The organism is Levilactobacillus fujinensis, from assembly GCF_003946335.1.
Taxonomy (GTDB): Bacteria; Bacillota; Bacilli; order Lactobacillales; family Lactobacillaceae; genus Levilactobacillus; species Levilactobacillus fujinensis.
The window spans coordinates 54,878-71,662 of record NZ_RHNX01000009.1 but is presented as its reverse complement, the minus strand read 5'-3'; the positions used below and the strand labels follow the sequence as shown (position 1 = coordinate 71,662).

Annotated in this window: 16 protein-coding genes; 9 read left to right on the top strand and 7 right to left on the bottom strand. The window is 45.6% G+C overall.

Features of this window, described 5'->3' with window-relative positions; all coding sequences use genetic code 11:
• Positions 1-44: 44 nt before the first annotated feature.
• Positions 45-491 (bottom strand): hypothetical protein, encoded by a 447-nt coding sequence (locus tag EKM89_RS05205; protein ID WP_125686351.1) that lies wholly within the window; start codon positions 489-491, stop codon positions 45-47.
• Between the two features lie 1,412 nt (positions 492-1,903).
• Here EKM89_RS05205 and EKM89_RS05200 point away from each other — a divergent pair.
• Positions 1,904-2,833: a tyrosine-protein phosphatase gene (locus tag EKM89_RS05200; protein WP_125686349.1), complete on the top strand. Its 930-nt coding sequence runs from the start codon at positions 1,904-1,906 to the stop codon at positions 2,831-2,833.
• 129 nt (positions 2,834-2,962) lie between these two features.
• Here EKM89_RS05200 and EKM89_RS05195 read toward each other — a convergent pair whose 3' ends face one another.
• Positions 2,963-4,591 (bottom strand): SWIM zinc finger family protein, encoded by a 1,629-nt coding sequence (locus EKM89_RS05195; protein WP_164510512.1) that lies wholly within the window; start codon positions 4,589-4,591, stop codon positions 2,963-2,965.
• A 300-nt stretch (positions 4,592-4,891) separates the two neighbouring features.
• Here EKM89_RS05195 and EKM89_RS05190 point away from each other — a divergent pair, with 300 nt between their 5' ends.
• From EKM89_RS05190 to EKM89_RS05180, 3 genes are all read left to right on the top strand, one after another.
• A complete protein-coding gene (locus tag EKM89_RS05190) occupies positions 4,892-5,833 on the top strand; it encodes a tyrosine-protein phosphatase (RefSeq protein WP_125686345.1) in 942 nt (313 codons plus the stop codon).
• 268 nt (positions 5,834-6,101) lie between these two features.
• Positions 6,102-6,959 (top strand): hypothetical protein, encoded by an 858-nt coding sequence (locus EKM89_RS05185; RefSeq protein WP_125686344.1) that lies wholly within the window; start codon positions 6,102-6,104, stop codon positions 6,957-6,959.
• Between the two features lie 209 nt (positions 6,960-7,168).
• Positions 7,169-7,570, top strand: coding sequence for a hypothetical protein (locus tag EKM89_RS05180; protein WP_125686342.1), 402 nt, complete (start codon positions 7,169-7,171; stop codon positions 7,568-7,570).
• A gap of 99 nt (positions 7,571-7,669) precedes the next feature.
• Here EKM89_RS05180 and EKM89_RS05175 read toward each other — a convergent pair whose 3' ends face one another.
• The 4 genes from EKM89_RS05175 to EKM89_RS05160 form a co-directional block, all read right to left on the bottom strand.
• Positions 7,670-8,779 carry an ImmA/IrrE family metallo-endopeptidase gene (locus EKM89_RS05175; RefSeq protein WP_164510511.1) on the bottom strand — a complete coding sequence of 370 codons (1,110 nt, stop codon included), beginning with the start codon at positions 8,777-8,779 and terminating at the stop codon, positions 7,670-7,672.
• On the bottom strand, positions 8,772-9,161 hold the full coding sequence (locus EKM89_RS05170) for a type II toxin-antitoxin system RelE/ParE family toxin (RefSeq protein ID WP_125686338.1): 390 nt from the start codon (positions 9,159-9,161) through the stop codon (positions 8,772-8,774). Before EKM89_RS05170 ends, EKM89_RS05175 begins: the two co-directional genes overlap by 8 nt.
• 157 nt (positions 9,162-9,318) lie before the next feature.
• On the bottom strand, positions 9,319-10,092 hold the full coding sequence (locus tag EKM89_RS05165) for an ABC transporter permease (RefSeq protein ID WP_125686336.1): 774 nt from the start codon (positions 10,090-10,092) through the stop codon (positions 9,319-9,321).
• Positions 10,093-10,108: 16 nt separating this feature from the next.
• Complete coding sequence (locus EKM89_RS05160; protein ID WP_125686334.1) at positions 10,109-11,044, bottom strand: ATP-binding cassette domain-containing protein; 936 nt, start codon at positions 11,042-11,044, stop codon at positions 10,109-10,111.
• A 149-nt stretch (positions 11,045-11,193) separates the two neighbouring features.
• Here EKM89_RS05160 and EKM89_RS05155 point away from each other — a divergent pair, with 149 nt between their 5' ends.
• Positions 11,194-11,712, top strand: a complete 519-nt coding sequence (locus EKM89_RS05155; RefSeq protein ID WP_125686332.1) for a MarR family winged helix-turn-helix transcriptional regulator — start codon at positions 11,194-11,196, stop codon at positions 11,710-11,712.
• Positions 11,713-12,207: 495 nt separating this feature from the next.
• Here the strand turns inward: EKM89_RS05155 and EKM89_RS05150 are convergent, their stop codons facing one another.
• Positions 12,208-13,011: a MerR family transcriptional regulator gene (locus tag EKM89_RS05150; RefSeq protein WP_125686330.1), complete on the bottom strand. Its 804-nt coding sequence runs from the start codon at positions 13,009-13,011 to the stop codon at positions 12,208-12,210.
• Between the two features lie 82 nt (positions 13,012-13,093).
• Between EKM89_RS05150 and EKM89_RS05145 the strand changes: the two genes are divergently transcribed.
• From EKM89_RS05145 to EKM89_RS05130, 4 genes are all read left to right on the top strand, one after another.
• Complete coding sequence (locus EKM89_RS05145) at positions 13,094-14,245, top strand: iron-containing alcohol dehydrogenase (RefSeq protein WP_125686328.1); 1,152 nt, start codon at positions 13,094-13,096, stop codon at positions 14,243-14,245.
• A 20-nt stretch (positions 14,246-14,265) separates the two neighbouring features.
• Positions 14,266-14,925, top strand: a complete 660-nt coding sequence (locus EKM89_RS05140; RefSeq protein ID WP_125686326.1) for a cyclase family protein — start codon at positions 14,266-14,268, stop codon at positions 14,923-14,925.
• On the top strand, positions 14,915-15,586 hold the full coding sequence (locus EKM89_RS05135; protein WP_225421819.1) for a YczE/YyaS/YitT family protein: 672 nt from the start codon (positions 14,915-14,917) through the stop codon (positions 15,584-15,586). The genes EKM89_RS05140 and EKM89_RS05135 overlap by 11 nt, the downstream gene beginning before the upstream one ends.
• Positions 15,587-15,941: 355 nt before the next feature.
• On the top strand, positions 15,942-16,772 hold the full coding sequence (locus EKM89_RS05130) for a MerR family transcriptional regulator (protein WP_125686325.1): 831 nt from the start codon (positions 15,942-15,944) through the stop codon (positions 16,770-16,772).
• Positions 16,773-16,785: the final 13 nt, after the last annotated feature.

Sequence of the window (16,785 nt, the reverse complement as noted above, 5' to 3'; positions counted from 1 at the left end):
CCCTTCCCACGTTGTGTCAGGGCACATTCACCACTGAATACCGTTTACTTCACTTGCTTAGAAATCTTTTTCGCTGGTGTTTTGTCACATTTGACTGCTCGCTGCTTTGCCAAATCGTAATAATCGTCCGCAATGATCTCGCATTCTAGGTACGCTGGATTGCCCATCAAACTCAGGGCACTTTGCCACCAGTAGAGGTCGCGTTTTTCGAAATAGTCGCCGAGTTCATCCGACAGAGCCGCACACTGGTCGCGTTCAACGAACAGCATCAGCTCGATCAAATAATCCAAATTAGCCTGCGATTCGACGTAAGTATCGATTTCCTCGTTCACACTTGGTTTATTCGCCGACAGGTATGGGGAAATCCGGGCACGTAGCGTATCCGATACGTTTAAAGTATTCTGTAGCGACATAATCGTCTTACGCAAGTCCACAATCCGATTATTAATATTCGCAATCGTCTTAGAATAGGCTTCCCTGTAAGTAGTCATGGAACTTCCTCCAATTATTTATGTATATTTTCAAATACCAATCTAAAGGCTGTCACCAGCCATTGTCCCTGGCACTAAGTCCACCTTTTAAACCCAAACATTGCCGGTTTTAACGCGAGAATTGTAGCCAATTTCAACGGCCAACCCAACTAACGCTAACCTGGTGACGCCGATGACGACGGAATTGAAGATTGCCTTTCCAGCCGCCTTTTTATGATAGCGTTTTCATTTGTGATAAAAGCATTTACCGACAACTTACTTCCGATCTTCAGTCTCAAAACCCGTTATTATAACGATTTGTAAAGCCTCAGTCTCATCCCAAACAGGTCCCATCTCGGATTAAATTTACGCCACTTAGAGTCCCTTGTTCCTAGTGTTATCAGACCTTTCGTAAGTATTTTAGTAATACCTAATTATAATATCAGTAAACGTAATATTCAAGGGGTATATATTTGTCAATACGTCATTGTTACACCCTTTACTTCTTGTGATGTTGCCTTTAAAAAAGTTGGTCACTGCATCCCGCTTTCATGTCTGAGAACATTGGGAAATCCTTCTTGTTTCCTGAAATCCAGCTGTCTCTCACAAATACCACTTCTAGACAATTCACAAACCGTCCCTAACTAAAAGTTAGAAAAAAGTGTCGGCCACTGTTGGCACGGCATTCTGCAACTAATGTCTTATTCCCGATACAATCTTTTCTCAACCCCTTGGTCCAAAATTAATAAACAATAACCGGAATTATAGCTGAATTGTCCGGTAAGTTTTACGCCGTTTAAACTAGTATTATCGCTATGGTTTATTCATTATTGATTAAATTATGCATAGTAAGCACCGTTATTTAAACGACTATCATCGTTATAAAGACTATATCTTTGGCTTGATTTTTTTAAACCTAAACGAGTCGATCACTTATTTTGTATTGCATACATCCATTAACAAATCGATTAAGCCTCCCGTTTCGAACCTTAGGTATTTTGTTCGTTAATTGCTCTTAGACATGCCGCACATCCAGCCAGCCATCGCCACCGTGAGTCGCGCACCCTTCACGACTAACTCGGTCGACTTAACGACTTAGTCTGACACCCGCTTGAGAATCGTGACCGGCTCTCGCTAATTTTTTCAGCCGCCAGTCATTTCTGGACCGTTTGGCAATATCTCTCAACACGAATTTTGGGCTTCGTTAGTTAGGCCGATTTGGCCGCTAGATTGGTACCGATATTTAACAAACTCTCCTTAACCCCAAGGACTAACGGCACCGCCTGCCAAGGCGCTATCTCATTGCCATTCACTGGCTAATTCCTTCGTAAAATTATCATATTACCCCATACCTTTACACAATCAACATCATCTCTTTACATCCACTGACTATCCTAAGGACTGTACCAAATTCAGAGGGGGAAGTTCACAAAATGAATAAGAGATTGCGTACTTTAGTAACGGCAATGTTGTTAACAACGACTCTAGGTTGGCAACAACCACTGACGACCGTCACTGCCGCAGCTAAGACGAGAACCACGCAGACGACAAAACGGGTTAAGGGGAAAACCGTTGTCTCAACATCGACTCACATTAAACTACAAGGTGCATCCAACGCTCGCGACTTAGGGGGTTACGTCAATTCAAAGGGCCAAAAGATCAAGATTCACCGTTTGATTCGTTCCAACAGCCTATCCGCATTAACCAAGTCCGATCAGACAAAGCTCGTCAAGACGTACCACGTTGCAACCGATGTCGACCTGCGAACAATCAGCGAACAAAAACAGAGTCCTGACGTTAGAATGAAGGGCGTCAAGCTGGTCAAGGCCAACGTCTTTAAGGAATTCCCACCATTACCTGACTTCTCCAAAAAGAACACCGCCAATAAGATGATGGAGAAAACCTATCACGATGCGGTCACCACGGCTCAAGGACGCAAAGCCTATAAATCCCTATTCCATCAATTGTTGATCAACCCCAAGAACAAGGCCGTACTCTGGCACTGTTCCGCTGGTAAGGATCGTGCTGGGATGGCCACGGCGTTCATCCTCTCTGCCCTCGATTTCAACAGAGCCGCCATTACCAAAGACTATCTGAAGTCCAACACTTACCTGGTCCAAACAAACAAGGTAAACCTACAAAAGGAAGAAGCTGGCTGGAAGGCCCAAGGTAAGACGCTGACACCAACGGTCATCGCCAACTTCAAAGATGAAAACGGCGTTCAAAAAGCGTACCTGAACACCATGTACAAGGCGATCGACACGAAGTACGGTAGCATGTCGAAGTTCCTTCACAAGGGTCTTGGCTTAACTAACGCCCAATTGAAGCAGCTGCAAGCAAACTACCTGACGCCAGCTAAGTAAGTTTTTGGTTTTAAAGTGATAGAAAAAATGCGACCTCCTCTAAATAGAAGATGCCGCATTTTTCTTACTATCTTTTGCCAATGCGCTGCGTAAGTCTTTAGTGTGGTCATAATATTCATTCGCTTAATGTCAAACCTTAACTTGTCTTAACTCATCCATCATTGCTGGCCGTTGTGCATAAGTTACTCGCCATTCTCGGAGCAATTTAGCCACCACAGGCATGCCACCTGGATAAGTCCCCATATGATTCAGCATCACCACAATTTCCTGATAATACTTACGATTGCCTACATCTTGAGCCAAGTCCTTTGCTACCTGAACATATCGCTCTAATAATTGCGGCGCAAACTGTGGCCTCAAAACGTCTTCATACGTTTCAACACCAATCAGGCCACCTTCTGCTAAAACCGCCTCTAGTAGCTGTGGGTATAACATATCCTCTGCATATAATGGCTCATAATTCGCAGTCTTAGGCATCGCCCGGAATAACTTTTCACGTACATCCGGCCATTCCGTCGTTGAATAAAACCGCTTTAGTTCCTGATACAATCCAACGTTACCACATTCATCACCTATCAGTAATTGCCACAACGTCCGACGATAATCATCAGACCAACCAGCTAGCTGATATATCTCCTTAAGTTGCATGTGATACTCCGATTCAAGGTTAGGAACCTTCCGAACTAGCTTTTGGCCATCAAGTAACAACCGAATTGCTCGCGAATAATTTTTATTCTGCAAGCAACGTGTTATGTAAATCTGTCGCATACCACGAAGCCCGAGATTATCCTCACAGAATTCATCAATTTCTTCAGCTGATACATTAAGTTTCTCCATTAATTGAATATGTAACTTTGCCCAGTCAGTACTATAGTTAGGAAAATCAGTCTTGGCTTCATGAAGCTTCTCTTCCGTCCACTTTAGCTTAGACTGCAAGAATCCTGGTTCGGAAAAGTTATCGTTTAAGAGTCTAATAATTTCTGAATTAAAGGTCTCAAACGAGCCATCAGCGTGCTCTTTAAACCAAGAAAACAACTGCCGTTTAAGTGGCATATCTGCTTCATCGATCACCTGTTGCCAAGCCTCGGAACAGTCATCCACCAACGACAAAATACCACCATCATCGTCAACTTCAGCATTAGAGATTTTTGACACCAAACTATTCACAACCTGGAAAGCCAATTTCAATTGCTGACTATCGATAATTGTCTGAATGTCTTTCGTAACGTAGTCTGAAAGTTCCGCCATCAATGCATCCGCAGCTCGATAGTCAACATAACCATGTCGATCCTGATGAGCTACGAAAACCATCTCAATTTGCTGCTGATAAGTGACCAGTTCATTTTCACGAACCGTCTGTGTCACACCCATCCTAAAGCGCTGGGCAAGGCGATTATCTGCTGCCAATGCTAAGGTCAAGAAGTCCCGTACCTGTTGGTCAGTTGCACCCGCCACAAGCTCTGTCAAAGTCGGATAATTCGCTTGTTTGTTACCGGCTAGGCCCCTAATTTCATCTAAATAAAAAAGCACCGCTGCCATGTGCTTACAGTATTTCCCTTCAGTAGCATACGGGCAAGTGCAACCCACATGCTGCAGACAGCTAGGCCCAAACTGAAGTACCACCCGATATGATTCGGATCCGTTGACAGTAGCTTGAACAGCTGACTCCGTCTGTCTTAAATTCGTAACGAGGCCACGCTTATAGTAGGCACGACCCCGACTAATAACTTGTGGTTGGAATAAATCCTTCCAATTCATCTACTCACCCCATTTTCTAATTCGACTATACCCGTACACCGAGTTTCAAAATCCATTGTTTCTCCTAACATCTTCTATTTTTTAAGTCTTTACCATAGATTATCTAATTTTAGAGGCGGGTTCAAGCACAGACGCTTCATCCCCGCTAATTGCCACCCAGTATGTTCTCCGCCACTATTTTATAAACCTCTACATAGCCGATTTACGTGATGTCTGATATCTTTACATAATCAACACTCCCCCTTTACATCCGGTTAGTATTCTAGAGACTGTACCAAACACAGAGGAGGAATTCGCATTATGAACAAAAGATTAAGCACTTTAGTTACCGCCTTACTGTTGACCACCACGTTGGGTTGGCAACAACCTTTGTCGACCATCACGGCCGCTGCGAAAACGACCCAAACCACTAAAAAAGCCAAAGCGCCGAAACACGCTAAGACTAAAACTGTGGCTGGAAAGTCAACTCACATCAAACTTCAAGGCGCTTCTAATGCCCGTGACCTAGGTGGTTATATCAACCAAAATGGTCAAAAGATCAAGGTACATCGCTTAATCCGTTCTAATGGTCTGTCCACTCTATCTAAGTCTGACCAACAAAAACTGGCTAAAACTTACCACGTTGCAACCGACGTTGATCTCCGGACGGTAGTTGAACAACAAAAGAGTCCTGACGTGAAAATCAAGGGCGTTAAGCTGGTCAAGGCTAATGTGTTTAAGGCCTTTCCCGCCTTCCCGGACTTCTCCAAGAAGAACACCGGCGATAAGATGATGAAGAAGTCTTATCATGATGCCATTACGACTGCCCAGGGTCGAAAAGCTTACAAGTCTCTGTTCCACCAACTACTAAAGAGTCCTAAGAACAAGGCCGTTCTGTGGCACTGTTCAGCCGGTAAGGATCGTGCCGGGATGGGAACAGCACTCGTGCTCTCCGCCCTCAACTTTAACCGAAAAGCGATTACCAAGGACTACTTAAAATCCAACACTTATTTGACCAAGACCAACGCCGAAAACTTACAGAAACAAGAAGCTGGCTGGAAGGCTCAAGGCAAGCCCCTGACGCCAACCGTCATCGCCAACTTTAAGGATCAAAACGGCGTGAAGAAATCCTATATCGACACTATGTACAAAGCTATCAATACGAAATACGGTAGCATGGACAACTTCCTCCACAAGGGCCTCGGCTTGTCCAATGCCCAATTGAAGCAATTGCAAGCCAACTACCTGACGCCAGCTAAATAAGTAACCCCCGCTTTAAAAGACGCCATTATGTAAAAACCGGCCAGTTCCCGCAGATAGGGACTGACCGGTTTCCTATACCCAACGCTAACAGTCGCGCCATCGTCATTGAAAAGAGCCCCTACCGCGCATGCTTAGGTGTAAACTATAGTTAAATCTGTTAGTATTGTTGTGCTACATTAGTTATGTTGAAACAGGACTAACTGGTTTAATTTTTCCGAGTGACTATGATATCACACTTATCCACTCGGTATTTAGGGGAGATTTTTGCATGAAAAAGGGGTTATTAGGCGCTGCGTTAGTCGCTGCCAGTGTCATCGGATTTGTTGGTACCGCACAGGCTGCGACCAAAAGTTCATCACCATATTTATCGGATAATAGCAAGCCCGGGACGACGCAATACGTTCGGTTAAAGAAGACGATGGACGTGGGCTTCACCCAAAAATCCGGCGGCCATTACAAGAAACTGTTGAAGAAAAAGGGATCACTGCTTGAGGTTATGAGCGTAAACCGCAACGAAATCAACGGCGAATACGTGCCAACAGTCGGCCTCACGTCTGGCGCTGTTCATTATAATCGCGCCAAGAACCTAAAATATTCGACTATGGATAATATGCACGCCAAACTCGTACCGTTTACCAAGGCTGACTTCACACCAGTTAAGTTGAAGGCGCCCGATCGAACGCTCCTATTTCAATCCGGAACTGGTTTTAAGCTAAACGCCAAAAAGGATGATTTAGTCACGACACCTGCCTTCTACCTGACGCTCGACAACTATCTACAGTACTATAGCGCATCAGACCTGGCTAAGGTTGCCCCTAGTGGCCTGTACCAAGACGTTCGTGGCATGAATGTCTGGAAGCCAACCGCTTCGGTCAAGGTCAGCAACGTAACCGTCAAAGGCCGCACAACGACCATTTATTACACGAAACCACTCAAGGGGCTGCCCAACCAGAAGATTAGCAAGGGCCATTACCGCCTAACTATTGTGCATAATCCGACAACACACCACAAGACCTTCTTCCCCGATAGCTATACCGAAGACGCCACGTGGACGACGTACAAGGTCAATGGAAAGACTTACTACGTTGGCCAGTCGATTGAAGTTAAAGACTACGTCGACGACTAATAATATCTTCATTTTTCGGTTTTCATCAGTTACACCTAAAGCAGCTAGGCCCTTTTACTAGGGACCTAGTTGCTTTTTCGGCCGATGTGTCCCCCAAAACGCCTTACGTCTAACACGTATGGAAGCTCTCCCGGTCATCCAATCTTCTAAATCTGCTATACTAGATAACAAAATAGTTAGTCGGAGAAACATTAGGGAGGATAAATTATATGCATCGGGGAGCAACGTTTTTTCTACTTTTATCGTCAACACTCGCATTGACTGGCTGTGCCAACATTAGTGCGGGGAGCCATGGCACCAACTATCTTAAAATTTATAATGCGCGTCATCAACGCATCTACTCTGCCGCTGGTCATCTCAACAAAACCATCGTTTCCAGCATCCCACAAGATTATCACAAACTCTCTAAAAAGAAAGTCCCGCAGACAGCCAAGCCAAGCTACCGGTACGTTATGCATCACGCGAAACATAACGTCAAAATCACCATGCAGGTTTATTCAAACTACCACTACGCCAAGTTGACCGGTATTCCTGTCATTGATGTCGGCATGGTCAAGTTAACCCCCAAAAACTACGAAAAATTGAATCATCCACAGAAGTATATTGATTAGCACGTTCCACGACAAAAAGCGACTACTCCCTAATAATTTTGAGAGTAGTCGCTTTTTAGTCATCGATTTTTAGTCTTTTCCCAACTACTGGAAGAACCGTTACACTGTTGGCGAAATTGCTTGATATTTCTGTCTTAACTGGTTTAACTGACTGAACTTCACCAGTCGATCTCGCTGTAGTCGGCCAACTACAATTCCGGGGTGAACGTGAATTTTCTGAGCAAAGGTCTCAACTGCTGCTCCAGAGAAATCAAATGTCTGCACAAATTTTTTATACGCCTCTTGGGGAATCAAAAAATCTCTGGCAAAACTATCAGCATCTTTTTCAAGTTCGTCTAAGTTCAACGAACTTGCAATACCAATATGTTTGTCTGTCGACACAATGATATGCCCTTTCTTTTGCTGAAAAATATGCCGAATTTCATGAAATAACGCAAACCAAAAGATATCCGCGTATTTCCGCCGATTATTGATTGCTAATAAAACTTTTTCCTTGTCTAACCATTTGACTGCGCCATTAATACCACAATTTTTTAGGTTAGGCATCATCACAAAAGCCACACCAGATTTGTTGAATATTGTTTGCAGTCGCGGCATAAATTCTGTTGGTGACATCATCGTCATCGCTTTAATCTCGGGTAACGCCGACTTTAACTTATCAAGATCAATGGTATCCACAGCTTCTCGCTTTCCCAGATTCAATGCCGTCTGGACCCAAGCATTGGCGTTAATCACATTAATATTTTTAACGTCAGTGACCGCTGTTTTATACTGAACCAAAAAATCTCGTTTTTCCAAGACCTCTAGATTAGAAACATGCAGAAATCGTTTAAGCGCCATGCTTTTTTCATCACTATTTCTAGTGGCTTTTACCAGACCAAGATCCTGCCAAAATTTATAATCTATCTGTCGTTGGATAATTCTTTCTTGCTCCAGTTGCTGTTCTTGTTCAACTTGTCTTTTAGTCGTTAAGTATTTTTCGTTGAGATTTTTCCACAACGTTGTCGACGTCCCAAGGGCTAAAGATAAGCCCGCAATCAATTTATCATCCAGCAGAATATGACCATTTACTAACTCACTGATCTTCTTTTCAGTCGTATTTAGGCGATCTGCAAGCTCTCTCTGATTCATGTTCTGATCAACCAGATACTGCTTAACATAATATCCAGGATGAAAGGCGATTGATTTTTCACTACTTACTTTAAGCATAGTGTTTGGATACCTCCTCGATTTGGATAATTTGAATTCTACCATAAAATGACATGATACTTTCGTTGTCAACATTCACAGCAACCTTCTCATTCTCATCAAGTAATTGGACCAGTAACCGATAACTACTAGAACGGCCTTCAATATCCAGTGCGTACTGTCCCTGATGATCACCGGTCAATTTATGAATGTGGCGGTTACGTAGCGCGTTAACATCCTCAAGGCTATCTGAGCTTTCCAATAAGTTTATCAATCCAAACAAGGCTTCAGCCGTCTGTGCACCGAATTTTTTTCGACTTACTTTTAAGTTCGTACATAACTTTTCTACGGCATGAGTCTTATACTTTAGCTCGATTACGTGCCACCGCCTCATTATTTTCATGTAGATTAATCTTACTAAATTAGAAATGTTTTTTCAAAGAATGTTCCTTACAAATTTTACTATAAATAACGATCAATCAAGTAACTGTGACCCGCAACACCGATCAGAAAAAGCTGATCATCCAATAACCGGCTGACCACCTTTAATCACATCCCCACTAGTTGCGGTCATACGCCCAAACTGCCAGCGGCGCAAAGACAGCGACCACGACCACATCAACCACCACTACTAACAAGGACTCGTGTGTCCAGCTTCCGGTCGCCAGAATTTGACGAATCGCGGTAATTACGTAGGTCACGGGATTTAAACGCGCGACGACCTGAAGCGGTTTCGTCAGTGAACGTAACGGCACAAAGGCGTTCGACATGAAGGATAACACCAGCATCGTCATTAACGAGGCACTTTGCACGGCCCCCGCACTCTTCATCAACAGGCCAAGGAGCGCAAATATCCAGGATAGTGCCCAGCCAGTGAAGATGGCTAAAAGACCAATCGCCACGACCCAACCAAACCCAACGGCTGGTCGCCACCCCATGAGGTAGCCGGTGGTCAACGAAGTGATCGTTGCAATCAATAACCGTAAGCTATCGGCAAATAATTGGCCCGCCAACGGTGCGATGTGCGCCATCGGTAAGGACTTGAAGCGATCGAAGACACCAGAGTCGAGATCTTCTCTGATTTGTGCGCCCGACCCAGAGCCCGCCGACAGCATCGTTTGCATCAGGATTCCCGGAACAATAGTCGGCAGATAGGCCTGCACACCCCCAGCGATTGCGCCACCAAACAAATAACCAAACATCAGCATAAACAAAACTGGTTGAATCACGACATCCATAAAATTATCCGGGTTATGAATCGTCTTGAGTAAATTCCGATAAGCCATCGTGGCCGTATTCATAATGACGTTGCCGCCATGTGTTTGTATATCCATCTTGCATCTCACTTTCTTAGTTCTTACCAACCGTTAGCGCCATGAAGGCATCGTCTAGAGATGGTTCCTGCACGGATAGGTGGTCGATTGCAATCTTCGCTTGATTGAACGCCGCCAAAATTGAGGTCAATTCCGTAACTTGATTTAATCGCACGCTCAACCGCTGTCCCGTCCGTTGAATGGTATTGGGCACTTGTGCTGTCAGAAGTCTTACCGCCGAAGCTACCTGAGTAGCCTCTCCAACCGTAAACTGCAGCTTACTGCCGCCAACTTGCCGCTTGAGCTCGGCCGGTGTCCCCATTTTCACGACCTTGCCGTGGTCAATAATGGCCAGCCTGTCAGCCAACTGGTCGGCTTCATCCAAGTACTGCGTCGTCAGTAGCACCGTTGAGCCCTGCTTTACGAGTTTGCGAATCGTTGCCCACATCTGCGTTCGTGTCCGCGGGTCTAGCCCAGTTGTCGGTTCATCAAGGAAAATCAAAGTTGGCTGCGTAATCAAACTCACAGCCAGGTCCAACCGCCGTCGCATCCCACCCGAAAAATTTTTCAACGCCTTATCTGCGGAATTCTCGAGTGAAAAGTCGACCAGGAGTTCCGTTGTTCGTTGCCTGGCGGCTTGCCGTGAGAGCCCATTTAATCGAGAGAAAATCATCAGGTTCTCCCGTGCCGAAATGTCTTCGTCTACCGACGCATATTGTCCGGTGAGCCCAAACATCGACCGGGCCAGCCGTCCTTCCTTAACTGTATCGTGACCGAAAATCTTCACCTGACCTGCGTCAGCTCGTAGCAGCGTGGCCATCATGCGTAACGTCGTGGTCTTCCCGGCACCATTGGGTCCAAGCAACCCGAAGACCTCTCCTTGCCGTACGTTAAACGAAATATCATCCACAACCGTCTTCTGTCCAAACCGCTTAGTCAAGTGACTAACTTCAATTGCATTATTCGCTGTCATGTTAATCCCCTCTTAGCTCTCATTTTAATCAGGTCCCCCTGACTAAAATTATAATAAGGTCCCCTGATTAATTTGTCAAGAAATTGTTCAAAATAGATAATGCCACTTCCAGTCGTTGTCGGGTATAATGGCAATTGGGAGGCGGTTCTATGCCTGATTTAACGAAACAAAAAAAAGCGGCTGGTAAGTTAATTGAATTCGGCATGGTCAGACATACCGCTGATGACTTAATTCACCGCGATCATGCGGACAAAAACGAGCACCCACTCCGGTTTCAAGGACAGGGCAAGATTCTATTGGCCCTTTCGCAAACCGATGGGCTCTCACAAAGGGATCTTGCGGCGCGTCTAAATTTAACGGCGCAATCAACAGCAGAATTTGTGAATAAACTCGTCAAAAAACAATTGGTGACCAAGGAAAAATCGACAACTGATCGCCGCAAAACCATCATCCACCTAACCGATTTGGGACGCGCAACGGCGGCAACCGAAACGGCGGAGGTCCCGGAATTTCTGAACGTCTTGACGGATACAGAACTAGACCAGTTAGCAGCAATCTTGACAAAGATAAATGCCAGCCTCTACGACGAAATCAACACCGCCAATCCAACCCGGTTCGATAAGTTTCAGCAGACCGTGACGAACCATTTACGCGACTGGTTTCTGTAATTGGCGTGCGACTAAAAATATATGCCGTTACATTAGCCCGTAGTTTTTAGCGCTGGTGTCGTCCAACAACTGTCAACAACAGTTACCTAAAAGCGCGTCTCTGCCTAACATCTTCCAACTCAGCTTTGAAATCTACACCCTAAAAACGCAGCACAATCTCTGGTGATAAAGGAGATTGTGCCGCGTTTTTTATTACTTCCCTCATTTCTTAAGACTTTAATGCCAACTACCTGGTCCTCAAGATTCAACTAAACCGTCTCATTCGCAACGAAAAAATCGACCCCAAACACAGGTCGATTTTTTCAGTGTCAGAAAGTAACGTGTTTCCTTTCGCTTACAACGGAGCAGCACCATCACTCCTGTCAGCAACAATAGACCTAACACAATGAAACCATCTTTCTTCCGCCAGTTTGTGGCAAAGTCACCTGTCCACGCTTCTCATTTCGCGTTCCCCTATTGCCGAACTTCCATCCTGCAAGCAACAGCCGTCATGACTTACGACTCTTGCAACGGAATTGACACCCGGGTGATGTACGCCTGGGGTGTGGCCGAGAGCGTCTCGTCAATCAAACTCTGCTCATAACTATAGGCGCCCAACGCAAAGTGGTGCTGATGGGCATAGCGCCGAATTTCCATATAGATTTTATACGTGTCCCGGTAGTCTCCCTGATAAAAACCGGTTAAGTAAGTTCCGGATGGCTTAATGTAGTTGCTATCTGTTGCCCTGACCTCACAATAGTAATAATCATAGATTGTTTTGCCACTCAAGAAATTTTCACTAGCCACCATACCACCTAGTGCACTACCGAATTGGTTCGTTTGGTAGCGAAAGTTGGTGATCTTGGAAATTTCGACGGCTTGTTCCTCCGGTGAGATATCACGAAAGCTTCTAGACCGGTATAAAAACTTAGCAGGCTGGCTTTCAATATGGACCGTTTGCGTGCCAATGTCATGGGCTGCCTGAATAATCTGAATGCGCTGTTCGAGCGACTCGGCCAGGTTTTCCGACAAAATAATTTCGGCTTGTACCTTTTTTAATTGTTGCTCAAAAATTTTTTTGCTGGACTGTGGATTCCGATTCTGAATGATGTTTTTGATCTCTTCCAAAGGCATTCCAATGTTCTGAAAACTACGAATGACGCTGAATAGGTCGAACTGACTAAGGGTATAGTAACGATAGCTATTTGCTGCTATCTCGGCCGGTTTAAACAGTCCAATTTTGTCGTACCACAACAGTGTTTGCTTCTTAACCCCTGTCAAACGGGCAAATTCACCAGTTCGATATAATTTTGTGTTCATTTGAACTTCCCCCTTTACTCTACAGGTACAATAGGGTTTATCTTTACATTGTAAATGATATCACAAATCAGGAGGGAACATTATGAATTTCCAATTTAACCATCAAACCCGAATCATTTCTGGTGCCGGTGAACTTGCTAACATCGGAACCCATGCCAAGGGACTTAAAGCAACGCACGCACTGATTGTATGCGACCCATTTTTTAAAGATTCCGCCGTCAGTAATCGTATTCAAACGGCACTGGCTCGCGTAGAAATTAAATCACAAGAATACACTGACGTACAACCCAACCCCCGCGATTATGATTGTGAAGCCGGTGCAAAGCTTGCCAAAGACCACGACGTTGACCTCATTATCGCCCTCGGTGGTGGGAGTGCTATGGATGAAGGGAAAGCCATTGCCGCACTGGTCACTAACGGTGGCCGGTGTGCCGACTGGGACGCTAAGGCGTTAGACCAGCACATGTTGCCAATGATCTGTATTCCAACAACTGCTGGAACTGGTAGTGAAGTTACCTTCTGTGCCGTTATTGATGACACCAAACGCCATTTCAAAATGGCCTTTCAGGATGAAATTCACCTAATTCCGACGATTGCATTACTGGATCCCGAATTAACGTTGACCCTGCCAGCTAAGGCCACTGCCGGCCCTGGGATGGACGTCATGACCCACGCCATTGAAGCTTACACCTGCAAGGTCCACAACCCGATTTCGGACGCTTTAGCTTTACAAGCGATTCGGTTGGTCCACGAAAACCTCGTCCAGGCATTCCAGCATCCCCAGGATATCGTTGCCAGAGAAAATATGCTGGTTGCTTCATCCATTGCTGGGATGGCCTTCATCAATGCCAACGTGGGATCCGTTCACGCGCTATCCGAAACGATCGGGGCCCTGCACGATTTTCCTCATGGCCTAGTCAACGCCCTGTTACTGGTACCCACGATCACTTACAATTTAGACTCTAACTGGCAGCGCTTTGCTGACATTGCTGAAGCCTTAGGTGTAACGCAACGTCCATCCGTCGAGGAAACTGCACGGGCTGGTGTCGCGGTCTTACAGGACATGATCGGCCAGTTTGACCTCCCCAATCTGCAAGCACTCGGCGGTCTAAACCCAGACGAATTTGACGCGCTATCCGAAAAAGCCATGCAAAATGATTTGACGCTTGATAATTCGAAAACGATGACGGCACCCGCTTATAAAGAAATCATCGAGCAGGCCTATTCCCTCTAATTAGAAAGGAAGTTTCTCCCATGAAAATTAAACAAATTGACGACTTATCACTGGATCTAAACGACGACACCCCAATTTACCCTGGCGATCCCGAACCCCACTTTGAAGTCGCGACAACGACCGAACATGACGGCTATAATCTATCAAGCATTCACCTCGGATCACAATCCGGTTCCCACGTTGACGCGCCCTTCCATTTTCGAGATGACGGTACGCGGGTCGATGACATGCCGCTAAGCCTATTCTTCGGCAAAGCCATGGTCATTGATGCTACGACAAAAGGTGCCAATCAACCAATTACTTTGGAAGATGTCGCGCCCTACTTAGACCAAGTAGCCACTCATCCGTTCGTTTTATTTAAGACTGGCTGGACGGACAAATACATCCATACCGAAACCTACTTCCAACACCCGTTCGTTAGTGGTGACGTTGCCGAGGCCTTGGTAGCGCGGGGCATTAAATTCTTAGGAATCGACACGATCAATGCCGATCAGACCGGTGGCACGGCCTTTCCAGTTCACGATTTGTTTAGTAATCGTAACCTCATGATCGGCGAAAACTGGGGTCACTTCGACAAAATTCAAAGCGATAACTTCTACCTAGCCGCCTTCCCGATCCGCTGGCACTGTGATGGCTCACCAGTTCGTCCCGTGGCAATCGAGGTCGCAGATGATGACTAAAAATAAGATTGGATACTACGCACGCAAATGTTTAGCCGTCGTTCCGTCAGTACCAATTTGTGCTCTAGGTGTCGATTTCTTCGTAAAGGCGGGCTGGGGGACTGATCCCCTGACCATGTGGGAGTTAGCCTTATCCTCAACGTTTAACATCTCATTGGGAATGGCCTCGCTAACTTTTGAGGGTGGTATCTTCGTCTTATTTTTCTTTCTTAATCGCAAGCTAGTCAACTTTGGTTCATTTGCCTATTGTTTCGGCATTGGACCGTGCCTAGACTTGATGTCGCCGATGGTCAATGCCATCATTCCGGCAAACCCATCGATCATGGTCAAAATCTTATGTATTGTGGTTGGGACCGCCCTAGTCTGTCTGGCACTGGCCTACTATATTCCAATGGATTTTGGCTATCAAACGTCAGACATTCTCACCCTTTCCTTGGGCGAAATCATTCATAAGGGCTATGGCATCTCCCTGACCATTGTCTACGCTATTTTATTCGGCGCGGCCTGGCTATTGGGCGGTGCTTGGGGCATCGGAACGCTGGTGGCTATCTTCGGTTACGGCCCGATTGTTGATCAGTTAATGAAGCTCCTCACACCCTTCTCACTATGGGTCGCTGAAGGCAAAGCGAGTAAAGTAAGTCCTGACATGGCTAATGAGTAGTTGCCACTTCGATGTAAAAAGATAACAGCTAAGCTAGACTGCGGCCGTAACCTACGATGTAAGCAAATAAAACGAACCCGCAACGGTGGTATCTCTGGCCAATGTTGCGAGTTCGTTTTGATTTTCATAGGGGATAATTTCCGTCGCCAACCTGCTACCAACTCCGGGAAATATCGCCCCTTTAAGTCATTTCATCAGCTACCCTGTGCGACTCAGAACGTGACCAGCCACTGCAATAGTCGCTAGTCATATTTCTTCGTTATTGCCGTAAATACCTTTCACCTGTAGAATGGATTCAACACCAGCTTAGAATTTGAAAGTACGGCTGTCAGCATACCTGAGAGGAGGCGTCAACTTGACCTCAAGTAAAAATACGCCGTCGTCAAAAAACAATGACGACATGCCCGGCTATACGATTGGCACTTTTGCAATGATCAATAAGATCAGTGCCCGGATGTTACGCCATTACGATAAGATTGGCCTTTTCAAACCACAGATGGTGTTGCCCAATGGCTACCGTTATTACTCGTCTGAACAGGTGCCAACAATCTCCTTGATCAAAAAATACCAACGTTGTGGCTTTACCTTGGCGGAAATCTCAACATTGCTCGGTGCTAGCGCAACGACGATCAAATCTCTGGCCAGGAAAAAGCAGCGTCAATTAGTCCAACAGAATATTGAACAGGACCAAGCAAACGAGTTGCTCTCAAATTTATTGGGAATAGGTCATACCCCACTGCCCAGTGATAACGTCATTGCGGTCACCCAACAGCCCGCACGGCAACTTCTCTGTGGGTCCAACGTTTGTGAGGACAACGTAGATGCCGGTTTCGACGACCTTTATCGTGCGCTCGAAAACGCCCAAGTTCACCCCGATAGCCTCCCGCTGTTACTCTGTGATCCAGAAGCCGCTGTGGAATCGTATCGTGTTGCTGTGTGCGCACAGCAGGGTACCGTTCTAACCACCTTAATCAGTCACTCCCTTCCCGTGGGCACCTACATCTCCACATCTCACTATGGTAGCTACGACGGTATCGGCGTAGCCTATGATCGGCTGCTCCAATATGCACAACACCACCAGCAAAAATTGGTAATGCCCTTTATCGAACGCTATTTCTTAGATCGGACCTATACCACCAACACCAACGATTACATTACGGAAATTTCCGTCAAAATGACCCCTTGACCTTATCACAGTG